This window comes from Micromonospora sp. II (genome assembly GCF_001709195.1).
GTDB classification, from domain to species: Bacteria; Actinomycetota; Actinomycetes; order Mycobacteriales; family Micromonosporaceae; genus Micromonospora; species Micromonospora chalcea.
Genome location: NZ_LYXF01000035.1, coordinates 378,432 through 390,255 on the forward strand (window position 1 = coordinate 378,432; position 11,824 = coordinate 390,255).

At 73.9% G+C, this 11,824-nt stretch carries 10 protein-coding genes; 7 read left to right on the forward strand and 3 right to left on the reverse strand.

Annotated features, from left to right (window positions below):
• Nucleotides 1-22: 22 nt before the first annotated feature.
• From A8711_RS19665 to A8711_RS19675, 3 genes are read right to left on the reverse strand one after another with little or no spacing between them, the layout of a single operon-like run.
• Complete coding sequence (locus tag A8711_RS19665) at nucleotides 23-700, reverse strand: TVP38/TMEM64 family protein (protein ID WP_369830121.1); 678 nt, start codon at nucleotides 698-700, stop codon at nucleotides 23-25.
• Between the two features lie 29 nt (nucleotides 701-729).
• On the reverse strand, nucleotides 730-1,452 hold the full coding sequence (locus A8711_RS19670) for a type 1 glutamine amidotransferase (protein ID WP_043329464.1): 723 nt from the start codon (nucleotides 1,450-1,452) through the stop codon (nucleotides 730-732).
• Nucleotides 1,442-2,689 carry a MurT ligase domain-containing protein gene (locus A8711_RS19675; protein ID WP_064446416.1) on the reverse strand — a complete coding sequence of 416 codons (1,248 nt, stop codon included), beginning with the start codon at nucleotides 2,687-2,689 and terminating at the stop codon, nucleotides 1,442-1,444. The genes A8711_RS19670 and A8711_RS19675 overlap by 11 nt, the downstream gene beginning before the upstream one ends.
• Before the next feature lie 355 nt (nucleotides 2,690-3,044).
• Here A8711_RS19675 and mraZ point away from each other — a divergent pair, with 355 nt between their 5' ends.
• From mraZ to mraY, 7 genes are all read left to right on the forward strand, one after another.
• Nucleotides 3,045-3,476 (forward strand): division/cell wall cluster transcriptional repressor MraZ, encoded by a 432-nt coding sequence (gene mraZ, locus A8711_RS19680; protein WP_013287610.1) that lies wholly within the window; start codon nucleotides 3,045-3,047, stop codon nucleotides 3,474-3,476.
• 204 nt (nucleotides 3,477-3,680) lie between these two features.
• Entirely contained in the window at nucleotides 3,681-4,790 is a 1,110-nt protein-coding gene (gene rsmH, locus A8711_RS19685; protein ID WP_043331095.1) for a 16S rRNA (cytosine(1402)-N(4))-methyltransferase RsmH, read from the forward strand.
• Nucleotides 4,787-5,368 (forward strand): hypothetical protein, encoded by a 582-nt coding sequence (locus tag A8711_RS19690; protein ID WP_043329466.1) that lies wholly within the window; start codon nucleotides 4,787-4,789, stop codon nucleotides 5,366-5,368. The genes rsmH and A8711_RS19690 overlap by 4 nt, the downstream gene beginning before the upstream one ends.
• A gap of 3 nt (nucleotides 5,369-5,371) precedes the next feature.
• Complete coding sequence (locus tag A8711_RS19695; protein ID WP_069089025.1) at nucleotides 5,372-7,564, forward strand: penicillin-binding protein 2; 2,193 nt, start codon at nucleotides 5,372-5,374, stop codon at nucleotides 7,562-7,564.
• Between the two features lie 52 nt (nucleotides 7,565-7,616).
• A complete protein-coding gene (locus A8711_RS19700; protein WP_176722836.1) occupies nucleotides 7,617-9,179 on the forward strand; it encodes a UDP-N-acetylmuramoyl-L-alanyl-D-glutamate--2,6-diaminopimelate ligase in 1,563 nt (520 codons plus the stop codon).
• Nucleotides 9,176-10,585, forward strand: coding sequence for a UDP-N-acetylmuramoyl-tripeptide--D-alanyl-D-alanine ligase (murF, locus tag A8711_RS19705; RefSeq protein ID WP_064445227.1), 1,410 nt, complete (start codon nucleotides 9,176-9,178; stop codon nucleotides 10,583-10,585). The genes A8711_RS19700 and murF overlap by 4 nt, the downstream gene beginning before the upstream one ends.
• Nucleotides 10,582-11,709, forward strand: coding sequence for a phospho-N-acetylmuramoyl-pentapeptide-transferase (gene mraY / locus A8711_RS19710; RefSeq protein ID WP_043329473.1), 1,128 nt, complete (start codon nucleotides 10,582-10,584; stop codon nucleotides 11,707-11,709). The genes murF and mraY overlap by 4 nt, the downstream gene beginning before the upstream one ends.
• Nucleotides 11,710-11,824 lie beyond the last annotated feature (115 nt).

Consider the following 11,824-nt stretch of genomic DNA (forward strand, 5'->3'; position numbering starts at 1 on the left):
GCGGGACACGCCCACCCGCCGGTCAGGTCGCGCGGCGTCGCCGTTCGGCCCGCCACCAGCGGTGGACGATCAGCACGCTGGCGATCAGGCCGAGGCTCGCAGGCGCCGCCGCGTACCAGTTGATCGACCCGGGCGTGGTCACCGCCGCGCCGATCGCCGCGTAACCGATGGCGGTGGGGGCGGAGGCGATCACGCTGCCGGCCAGGAACGGCCCCACCCGGGCGGCGGTGGTGCCGTAGCCGTAGCTGACCAGGCCGAACCCGGCGATCGGCAGCAGCCGGACGGTGATCACGCCGAAGACGCTCTGCCGGGCGAACCAGCCGTCGAGGCGGGCCAGCCGGCCGCGTACCCGCTCGGCGACGAAGTCGCGCCCGAGCACCCGCCCCACCGTGAAGCCGAGGGCCGCCGCCAGCAGCGCCGCGCCGAGCGCGTACGCGGCGCCCTGCACCGGGCCGAAGATCGCGCCCGCGGCCAGCGTGACGAACGTGCGCGGCACCAGAGCCACCAGCAGCAGCGCGCCGCCGAGAACCGCCGCGGGCGGGCCGTAGCCGCCGAGCGAGTCGGCGAGCCGGGGCAGGTCGGCCGGATCCGGCCGCGGCACCAGCAGCAGCGTCACGCCGAACCCGGCGAGCAGCAGCAGGAGCAGCCCGAACCGGCGCGCCGAGGGCTGCCGCAGCAACCCGGCGAGCCGGCGGGCCACCGGTCGCCGCCCCGGCCGGGCGGCGTCGGTCACGGCCTCGGGGCGGCGGCCACCGCGGTGCGGCGTTCGGAGCGGAGCCGGTCGGCCCAGGTGTCGTCGAGCGGCGGAAGCTGGTGGATGCCGGTCGCCCAGCGCAGCAACAGGTCGGCCAGGTCGGGGTTGCGCGCCAGCGCCGGGCCGTGCGAGTAGGTGCCCAGCAGCTTGCCCCGCCACGCGCCCTCGGTGGCGCCGTCGTTGCCGACGCCCGTGGTGACCCGGGCCAGCGGGGACACGCCGGGGCCGAGGTGGGTACGGCCGCCGTGGTTCTCGAACCCGGACAGGTGCGGGATGCCCAGCCGCGGGTCGACCTCGCCGGCCAGCTCGCCGACGGCCCGGGTGGGACCGCGGTCGGAGGAGAGGTCGAGCAGCTCCAGGCCGGCGCACTGGGTGCCCTTGGCGAAGAAGGAGGTGCCGAGCAACTGGTAGCCGGCGCAGACGCCGAACACCACCGAGCCCTGGGCCACCGCCCGGTGCAGGCCGCCGTCGGCGATCAGGCGCTGGGCGCCGAGCGCCTGCGGGCCGTCCTCGCCGCCGCCGAGCAGGTAGATGTCGGCGGTGGCGGGCAGCCGCTGGTCGGAGCGGACCTCCAGCACCTCGACCGGCATGCCGCGCAGCTGGGCCCGGCGGGCCAGGATCAGCGCGTTGCCCCGGTCGCCGTAGGTGGACAGCAGGTCGGGATAGATCCAGACGATGCGCAGGCTCTCAGTTGACACGGTCCAGCTCCGCTCGGATGTCCTGGAAGGCGGTGTAGTTGGCGATGACCTCCAGCCGGCCCGGCGGCACCGCGCGGACCGCCTCGTCGAAGCTGCGGACGTGCTGGAACGGCACGCCGTTGACCTCGAGCCGCACCGCCAGGTCGTACGCCCGGTCGCCGGTGATCAGCACCTGCCGGCCGGTCAGCGGGGAGAAGTCCACGTCGAACAGCCAGGACGTGTCCAGCCCGTCGGGGTCGCGGGCGTTGATGGACAGCAGTGTCGGCGCGACGTCGGCCATGTCGAACGCCTCCAGCCAGCTCGCCGGGTTCTTCGCCAGCAGCAGCCGGATGTTGCGCCCGTCGCGGTTCACCTGGGCGTAGCGCCCGGCCACCGAGGTGACGGTGCCGAGCCGGGAGACCGCGTCCACCGGGCGTACGCCGAACTCGGCGGCGACGGCCAGGGCGGTGGCCGCGTTGCCGAGGTTGACCTTGCCGGGGAGCTGAAGCTGGATCTTGTGCCAGGCGCCGGTGGGGTCGAGCACGCCGTCGTCCTCGACCGTCCAGTTCGGCTCGGGGCGGCGCAGCGGGCAGCCGGTGCACCACCACTGCTCACCGGAGCGCTGGATGGTGGAGCCGCACTCGGGGCAGACCCAGGAGTCGTCGTGCCAGCGCTGCCCGGCGCTGAACCAGGTGACGTGCGGCGGCACGTGGCCCTGGGCCGGGTCGGCCGGCGGGGTGGCGGCCCACACCACCATCGGGTCGTCGGCGTTGGCGACCACCCGTACCCGCGGGTGCCGGACCAGGGCGGCGCGCCAGAGCTGCGCCATCATGGCGACCTCCTTGGCGCGGTCGAGCTGGTCGCGGGAGAGGTTGAGCAGCGCCACCACGTGCGGCTCGGTCGCCTCCAGCACCTGGGCGAGGTAGTGCTCGTCCACCTCCAGCACCGCGTACGGCGTGCTGCCGGCCTTGGCGAGCGCCGAGGTGTGGCCGGTGGGCATGTTCGCGCCGAAGGAGTTGGTGGCGACCCGGCCCAGCACGCCGACCGCGGCGGTGGTGAGCCGGGTGGTGGTGGTCTTGCCGTTGGTGCCGGACACCAGGGCGATGGCGCGCCCGGCCGAGAGGTGGGCGAGCAGGTCCGGGTCGATCTTGAGGCCGATCCAGCCGCCGATCACCGAGCCGTCGCCACGGCCCGCGGCCCGCGACAGCGCCGCGGCGGTGCGCGACACGGAGCTGGCCACCTTTGCCCGCAAGGGCATCTTCGCGTCCGTCACGCGAGCGAGGTTACCGGACCGCCACCTCCACCAGATCGCCGCCGACGGCGAACCGTTCGGCCGGGGACGTTCCGGCGGACGGGTGGAGCGCGCGGGGCCGGACGGCGTCGGTCGATGTCGGGTAGCGGACGGTGCCGGGCGCGCCCCACCCCCTCCACTCCGCCCCACCCGCGTTGACGTGCGGTTTTGCGCGCGGAAACGCCACGCCGCGCGGGCGATTCTGGTTGCAGGTGGAGGGAAGTGGAGTAGAGTGGGGCGCGATGGTGAGGCCGGGAGGGCCACACCGGCCCGGGGGGTCAGCGGCGCCGCGAACGCCGCTCAGGGCGAGGGGGTTGGGCCGATGTTCCTCGGCACCCACACTCCGCGCCTGGACGACAAAGGCCGGTTGATCCTGCCGGCGAAGTTCCGGGACGAACTGGCGGGGGGTGTCGTGATCACCAAAGGGCAGGAGCGCTGCCTCTACGTCTTCCCGATGCCCGAGTTCCAGCGGATCGCCGACCAGTTGCGCGCGCAGCCGATGACGAGCAAGGCGGCCCGGGCCTACAGCCGGGTCTTCTTCGCCAGCGCGCACGACGAGGTGCCGGACAAGCAGGGGCGGGTCACCATACCCGGCCACCTGCGGTCGTACGCGGCACTGGACCGGGATCTGGTCGTGATCGGAGCGAGCACCCGGGTGGAGATCTGGGACAAGGCGGCCTGGGAGGCCTACCTCGCGGAGAGCGAAGACGACTTCGCCGACATCGAGGAGGGGGTGCTGCCCGGCGGTCTGTAGGGCGTGACGGCGCCCGACGTACTGCGAGATCTCCAGCCGCTTTCGAGTTCCTGGCACCCCTTCCCCGGTGCCAGGCGCACGATCCGACACGGAGGGCCGCGGCCTCCGGCGGGCGGGAGCGGATGGGGATCTGGCGGTATGGCGAGGCGTCGTGGCGACGACGGACACGTGACGGAACGGTTGGCGAACGGGGTGGGGGTCGAGATGGGGGAGCTACGCGGCACGCACGTGCCGGTGCTGCTCGAGCGGTGTCTCGAGCTGCTGGCCCCCGCACTGGGCCGGCCCGGTCGCACCGTCCACGTCGACGCCACGCTCGGCCTGGCCGGGCACGCCGAGGCGGTGCTCACGGCGCATCCGGACACGGTGCTGATCGGCCTGGACCGGGACACCGAGGCGCTCGCCCACGCGCGGGTCCGCCTGGCCCGGTTCGCCGACCGGATCCACCTGGAGCACGCCGTCTACGACGAGCTGCCCGAGGTGCTCGACCGGCTCGGTTACCCGGCGATCGACGGGGTGCTGTTCGACCTGGGCGTCTCGTCGCTGCAACTGGACGCGCCCGACCGCGGGTTCGCGTACGCGCAGGACGCGCCGCTGGACATGCGGATGGACCAGACCCGGGGGGTGACCGCCGAGGAGGTGGTCAACACCTACTCCCACCCGGACCTGGCCCGCCTGCTGCGGGTGTACGGCGAGGAGAAGTTCGCCGGGAAGATCGCCTCGGCGATCATCCGGGAACGGGAGCGGGCCCGGATCACGTCGTCGGCCCGGCTGGCCGAGCTGGTCCGGGAGAGCATTCCGGCGCCAGCCCGACGAACTGGCGGACACCCGGCAAAGAGAACGTTTCAGGCTTTACGGATCGAGGTAAACAGAGAACTGGCAGCGCTGGAGACAGCGCTGCCGGCCGCTCTGGACAAGCTCACAGTGGGCGGCCGCATGGTGGTCCTGTCCTACCACTCGCTGGAGGACCGGCTCACCAAGCACGCGCTCGCCGACCGGGTCCGCAGCAAGGGCCCGGTCGACCTCCCGGTCGAACTGCCCGGGTCGGGCCCGACGTTCCGGCTGTTGAGCCGGGGCGCCGAGCTGCCCGGGGAGGCGGAGGTGGCCGCGAACCCGCGCGCCGCCTCGGTGCGGCTGCGGGCAGCGGAACGGCTCGACCCGGAGGCGGCCCGGCAGGGGCGTACCGACCGCGAACGGTACCGCCGCCGGGTGAAGGCGATGCACCAACCGGGGACGGGGTCACCGGGGTCCGGGACGGACCCCGCGTCGGCTCCGGGGGACGGGATCGGGACGGACGAAGAGGGGGAGGGGACATGAACGTCGAGAAGCGCGACGGCCGGGGAGCCGTCGGGCAGCGCGCACCGCGGTCGGGGGGCCGGACCGCGGCGCAGCGCACCACGCGGGCCACGACGGCGACCGACCGCCGGGAGGACACTCGCGCCCGGGGGGCGCGCGAGTTCCCGACGCAGGGCAGCGCCGCTCTGCGGCCGGCCGAGCGGACCCGGGTCACCGGCACGCCGGCGCCGCGCCTGCGGGTCGCCCCGCCGGCGCCGATCCGGGTGCCCCGGGCGCCTTTCGTCGCACTGATCCTGGTTCTCGTGGTCGGTGGGGTACTGGGCATCCTGGCCGTCAACACCAAGATCAATGAGAACGCCTTCAAGCTGGAGAGGCTCCAGCAGCAGCAGGCCAAGCTCGACGTGGACGAGCAGGAGCTCAAGAAGGAGATCGCCAACCAGAAGGCGCCCGGCAACCTGACCGCCAACGCCCGCAAGCTGGGCCTGGTCGAGTCCGAGGACCCGGCCTACATCCGGCTGCCGGACGGGCAGACCATCGGGGTGCCGCACCCCGCCCAGGGCGCCCCGTCGGTCACCAGCCAGCAGGGCAACGGAGGCTGAGCGGTGCCGCCGAGATCGGAGGATCCGCGCCGGGACGCCACGGGCTCCCGGCGCGGATCGTCGCGGGGGTCGGAGCCGCGCGAGCCGGGTCTCGGCGGGATCTCCGACGCCCGGGCGTACACCCCACGCGGACGGACCGTGCGTGAGGGCGGCGGCGCCGAGCAACGGCGTACCCCCCGCAGCACCCGGTCCGGCGACCCGTTCCGGCCCGCGTTGCAGGTGCTCGACGGCGGCCGGGCCGGGCGTGCCGGCACGCGCGAGCCCACGGGTGACGGCGCCCGGACCGGCCGCCGGGCCACCGCCGCGGGCGGCCGGACCGGCGTGGTGCGGACCGTCTCGTCCCGGCCCGTGCGGGAGCCGTTCGACGACGAGGAGGACGCGCCGCCGCCGCGCCGCCGGTCCCAGCCGCGCCGACCGGTCCGCAAGCCGCGCCGGCCCCCGCGGCTGGGCGATCCGCGCCGGCGGCTGCGCCTCGGCACGCTGCTGGCGCTGACGTTGTTCGCCAGCATCGGCGTGCGGCTGGTCTACCTCCAGACCGTCGACACCCCGGCGTACGCCGACGGCGGCCTGCCCAACCGGCTCGCCGTGGTCGAGCTGCCGGCCCCGCGCGGGGCGATCCTCGACCGCAACGGTGAGCCGCTGGCACACAGTGTGGAGGCCCGGTACGTGTTCGCCGACCCGACCCGGGTCAAGGACCGCGCCGCCACCGCACGGGCGCTGTCCCCGTTGCTCGGCGTGCCCGCCTCGGACCTGGCCGAGAAGATGCGCGAGCGCAACCTGCCCGGCACCGACACCCCGTTGCAGTTCGTCTACCTGGCCCGGGGCGTCGAGATCGGCACCGCGAAGCGGATCATGGCACTCGACCTGGCCGGCATCAACGTGCACCGGGACGAGCGGCGCGAGGTGCCCGGCGGAGACCTGGCCGCGAACCTGCTCGGCTTCGTCGGCCAGGACATGAACGGCCTGGAGGGGCTGGAGGCCAGGTACGACGACGTGCTGCGGGGACAGGCCGGCAAGCGGACCTACGAGGTGGGCCAGGGTGACCTGGCCGCGCCCATCCCGGGCGGCTACAGCCGGACCACCCAGCCGAAGCCGGGCAGCTCGCTGCAACTCACTGTCGACCGGGACCTGCAGTTCATGACGCAGCGGATCCTGGCGAAGCAGACGGAGAAGGTGAAGGGCAGCGTCGGCGCTGCGGTGATCATCGAGATCCCCAGCGGCGAGGTGCTGGCCCAGGCCAGCCAGCCGACGTACGACGCGGCCAACCCCACCAAGGTCACCTCGCCGTCGGACCGGGACGACGCGGCCACCACGTTCGTGGTCGACCCGGGCTCGATCCACAAGGCGATCACGTTCGGCGCGGCGCTCCAGGAGGGCGTGATCACCCCGGACACCGCGTTCCCGGTCGCCAACACCATCGAGCGGGGCGGGGTCACCTTCCGCGACACCCACCCGGTCGACGGCCGCACCATGAGCATCCCCGGCATGCTCGCCTTCTCGTCGAACGTCGGCACGATCGAGATCGGCGAGAAGCTGGGCAAGGAACGGCTCTTCGACTACCAGAAGCGGTTCGGGCTGGGCCAGGTGACAGGCGAGGGCATGCCGGGTGAGGCGGCCGGCCGGCTGCTCCCGCCGGACCAGTGGAGCGGCTCGGCGTACGGGTCGGTGCCGATCGGGCACAGCGTGGACGCCACGCCGCTGCAGATGGCCGCCGCGTACGCGGCCATCGCCAACAACGGCACGTACGTGCAGCCGCACCTGGTCAAGGAGACGATCGGCGCGGACGGCACACGCAGCCCCGCCGCGACGCCGACCACCCGGTCCGTGCTCAGCCCCGCGAACGCGGCCGCGCTGCGCCGGATGATGGAGGCGGTCACCACCGTCGACGGCCCGGAGGGGCAGGCCACCGGGCTGGCCGCCGCTGTGCCCGGCTACCGGGTGGCCGGCAAGACCGGCACCGGGCTGCGCTACGACAACGGCAAGCAGCAGCCCGGTGAGGTCGGCTCGTTCATCGGCATGGCCCCGGCGGAGAACCCCCGGTACGTGGTGGCGGTCTTCGTGTGGAGCCCCGGCGGCGGTGGCGGCGCGGTGGCCGCGCCCGCGTTCCGGGAGATGATGGGCTTCACTCTCCGCCACTACCGGGTGCCGCCGTCGCTGACCAACAAGTCCCCGAAGTTCGAGGTCTTTCCGCGCTGAGCCGGGACGGCGGGACATCATCGGTGAGTGGCGACGAACCACCGGGGCGGCTGTGCGGTCGGAACCGGACGACCGGGTAGGGTCTGACGCCGTGCCCGGCAATCCACGTCCCGCCACCGTGCGTCCCGTACGGCTCGGCGACCTCGCCGCCCGCGTGGCGGTGACCCCGCCGGAGGGGGCCGCCGAGGTGGCTGTCACCGGCGTGACCCACGCCAGCCAGGAGGTCCGCCCCGGCGACCTGTACGCGGCCCTGCCCGGCGCGCGGCGCCACGGCGCGGAGTTCGCCGCCGCCGCCGCCGAGGCGGGCGCGGTGGCCCTGCTCACCGACCCGGCCGGCGTGGCGCTGGCCGCCGGCACCGGCCTGCCCGTGCTCGTCGTCGACGACCCGCGCGAGGCGCTCGGCGAGGTGGCCGCCACGGTTTACGGCGACCCGACCGCCGGCCTGACCGTGATCGGCGTGACCGGCACCGCCGGCAAGACGTCCACCAGCTACCTGGTCGAGGCCGGGCTGCGCGCCGCCGGGCGCGTCACCGGCCTGATCGGCACCGTGGAGACCCGCCTCGGCGACCTGGTGATCGACAGCGTCCGGACCACCCCGGAGGCCACCGACCTGCACGCCATGCTCGCGGTGGCCCGCGAGCACGGGGTGGACACCGTGGTCATGGAGGTGTCCAGCCACGCCCTGGCGATGGGCCGCGTCGGCGGCGTCCGCTTCGACGTCGGCGGCTACACCAACTTCGGCTCCGACCACCTGGACTTCCACGCCGACGAGGCGGACTACTTCGCGGCCAAGGCCCGGCTGTTCGACGGCCGCTGCCGGGTCGAGGTGCTCAACCACGACGACCCGGCGCTGCGCCCGCTGTACAAGCCGGGCACGGTCACCTACTCGGCGGCCGGCGACCCGGACGCCACCTGGTGGGCCGAGGGCATCGACGGCGAGGGGTACGCGCAGCGCTTCACCCTGCACGGGCCGGACGGGCTCGCGCTGCCCACCGGCGTGGCGCTGCCCGGCCGGCACAACGTGGCGAACGCGCTGCTGGCCGTCGCGCTCCTGGTCGCCGTCGGGGTGGACGCGGAGACCGCGGCGCGCGGCGTGGCCGCCTGCGGCGGCGTGCCCGGGCGGCTGGAACTGGTCAGCGGCGACGCCCCGGTACGCGGGGTGGTCGACTACGCGCACAAGGCCAACGCGATCGAGGCGGTGCTGACGGCGCTGCGCGACCTGACCGGCGGCCGGCTGATCTGCGTGCTGGGCGCCGGCGGCGACCGGGACCGGGGCAAGCGGCCGGTGATGGGCGGCGTGGCCGCGCGCGGCGCCGACGTGGTGCTGGTGACCGACGACAACCCGCGGACCGAGGACCCGGCCGCGATCCGGGCCGAGGTGCTGGCCGGCGCGTACGCCGCCGCGACCCCGGCCCGCGTCATCGAGGTGCCCGGGCGGCGGGCGGCGATCGAGGAGGCGGTCCGGGTGGCCGAACCGGGTGACGTGGTGGCGGTGCTGGGCAAGGGCCAGGAACGCGGCCAGGAGATCGGCGGCGAGGTGCTGCCGTTCGACGACCGGGTGGAGCTGGCGGCGGCGCTGCGCGCCCGCTTCGGTGACCTGGTGGGTCAGCGGTGATCCCGCTGACGCTGGCCGAGGTGGCCACCGCCGTCGACGGCCGGCTCGTCGGCGCCGACCCGGACGCCCGGGTCACCGGCACCGTCGAGTTCGACTCCCGCAAGGTGAGCCGGGGCGGCCTGTTCGTGGCCTTCCCCGGCGAGCGGGTGGACGGCCACGACTACGCGGCCGGCGCGATCTCCTCGGGCGCGGTGGCGGTGCTCGGCACCCGGGAGGTGCCGGGCGTGCCGATGGTGCTCGTCGGCGACGCGCTCGACGCGATGGGCCGGCTGGCCCGCGCCGTCGTCGACCGGCTGCCCGGCCTGACCGTGATCGGGCTGACCGGCTCGTCCGGCAAGACCACCACCAAGGACCTGATCGCCCAGGTCGCGGTCCGGCTCGGCCCGACGGTGGCCCCGCCCGGCTCGTTCAACAACGAGCTGGGGCACCCGTACACGGCGCTGCAGGCCACCCCGGAGACCCGCTTCCTGGTGATGGAGAAGGGCGCCCGCGGGGTGGGGCACGTCCGGTACCTGTGCGACGTGGTGCCGCCCCGGATCTCGGTGGTGCTCAACGTCGGCGTGGCGCACCTGGGCGAGTTCGGCTCGGTGGAGGCCATCGCGCTGGCCAAGGGGGAACTGGTCGAGGCGCTGCCGTCCGACGGGCTGGCGGTGCTCAACGCCGACGACCCGCGGGTGGACGCGATGTCGACGCGTACGCAGGCCCGGGTGGTGCGGTACGGCGAGTCGGAGCGCGCCGACGTGCGCGCCGTGGACGTGACGCTCGACGGCCGGGGCCGGCCCTCGTACACGCTTGTCACCCCGGAGGGGAGCGCGCCGGTGCGGCTCGGGCTGACCGGCCGGCACCAGGTCTCCAACTCGCTCGCCGCGGCGTCGGTCGGGCGCGAGCTGGGCCTGCCGCTGCCCGACCTGGCGGCGGCGCTGAACGAGCTGGGCCTGGTCTCCACCCGGCGGATGGACGTCTTCGAGCGCCCCGACGGGGTGACCGTGATCGACGACTCGTACAACGCGAACCCGGCCTCCACCGGCGTGGCGCTGCGGGCGTTGGCCAGCATGCGCGGCGAGGGGCGTACGGTCGCGGTGCTCGGCTACATGGCCGAGCTGGGTGACTTCGAACTTCAGGGGCATCAGCAGGTCGGCCGGCTCGCGGCCGAGCTGGGAGTGGACCGGCTGCTCGTGGTGGGCGAGCCGGCGGCGCCGATCCACGAGGGCGCGACAGCGGTAGGCAATTGGGGAGGAGAGTCGGTGCTGCTCAGCGATCAGGCGGCGGCCGTCGAGGTGCTGCGGAGCGAGCTGCGTCCGGGAGACGTGGTGCTGGTGAAGGGCTCCCGGTACCGGACCTGGGAGGTGGCCGACGCGCTGCGCGCGGACGCCCGCGAGGGTGCGACGGAGGGCGGCGCCGCATGAGGGCGGTCATCGTCGCCATCGGGGTCGCGTTCCTGATCTCGCTGTTCTGCACCCCGATCGCGATCAAGGTGTTCGCCCGGCTGAAGGCCGGCCAGCCGATCCGGTCGAACCTCGGGCTCGCCAGCAACGAGGGCAAGAAGGGCACGCCGACGATGGGCGGCGTGGTCTTCATCCTGGCCACTGTCATCGCGTACGTCGCCGGGCACCTGGCCCTGACCACGCTGCCGGACGCGCAGATCGCCCAGGTCGAGCCGACGATCACGGCGCTGGTGCTGCTGGGGCTGATGGTGTTCTCCGGCGCGGTCGGCTTCATCGACGACTTCCTGAAGGTGCGCAAGCGGCACAGCGGCGGCCTCAACAAGCGGGGCAAGCTGGCCGGGCAGATCCTGGTCGGCGCGGTCTTCGGCGCGGTGGCGGTCTACTTCCCGTCGAGCATGACCGACGCCGGCGGCAACGCGACGAACACCGAGACGGTGGCCAGCACCACGCTGAGCTTCATCCGGGACATCCCGGCGCTGGAGATCGGCAAGATCGGCTCGGTGATCGTCATCATCATGGTGGTCATGGCCGCCACCAACGGCGTCAACCTCACCGACGGCCTGGACGGCCTGGCCACCGGCGCCTCGGTGATGGTGCTCGCGGCGTACGCGCTCATCGCGTTCTGGCAGTACCGGCACTGGTGCGCCGACCCGAACTACACCGAGGCGTACTGCTACACCGTGCGCGACCCGCTGGAGATCGCGCTGATCGCCGGCGCGGCGGCGGGCGCCTGCGTGGGCTTCCTGTGGTGGAACACGTCCCCGGCGCGGATCTTCATGGGTGACACCGGCGCGCTCGGGCTGGGCGGCCTGATCGCCGGCATGGCGATGTCCACCCGCACGATCCTGCTGCTGCCGATCCTGGGCGGCCTGTTCGTGATCATCACGATGTCGGTGGTCATCCAGATCATCTCGTTCCGTACCACCGGCAAGCGGGTGTTCCGGATGTCGCCGTTGCAGCACCACTTCGAGCTGGCCGGCTGGAGCGAGGTCAACATCGTGGTCCGGTTCTGGATCATCGCCGGCATCGGCGTGGCCATCGCGCTGGGCCTGTTCTACAGCGAGTTCCTCGCCGCGGTCAGCTAGGTGTAAGGAAGGGCCCCTTATTAACAGACGTCTGTTAATAAGGGGCCCTTCCTTCAGATCCGACACGCCGACCGGGCGGTTGCGCCACGGGCGGGCGGGGCGAGCGGCAATGATG

Coding starts and splice junctions, on each gene's coding strand:
- A8711_RS19675 (WP_064446416.1), bottom strand. CDS start 2,689: ATGCCCTTGCGGGCAAAGGTGGCCAGCTCCGTGTCGCGCACCGCCGCG.
- A8711_RS19690 (WP_043329466.1), top strand. CDS start 4,787: ATGAACGTCGAGAAGCGCGACGGCCGGGGAGCCGTCGGGCAGCGCGCA.
- mraY (WP_043329473.1), top strand. CDS start 10,582: ATGAGGGCGGTCATCGTCGCCATCGGGGTCGCGTTCCTGATCTCGCTG.
- mraZ (WP_013287610.1), top strand. CDS start 3,045: ATGTTCCTCGGCACCCACACTCCGCGCCTGGACGACAAAGGCCGGTTG.
- rsmH (WP_043331095.1), top strand. CDS start 3,681: ATGGGGGAGCTACGCGGCACGCACGTGCCGGTGCTGCTCGAGCGGTGT.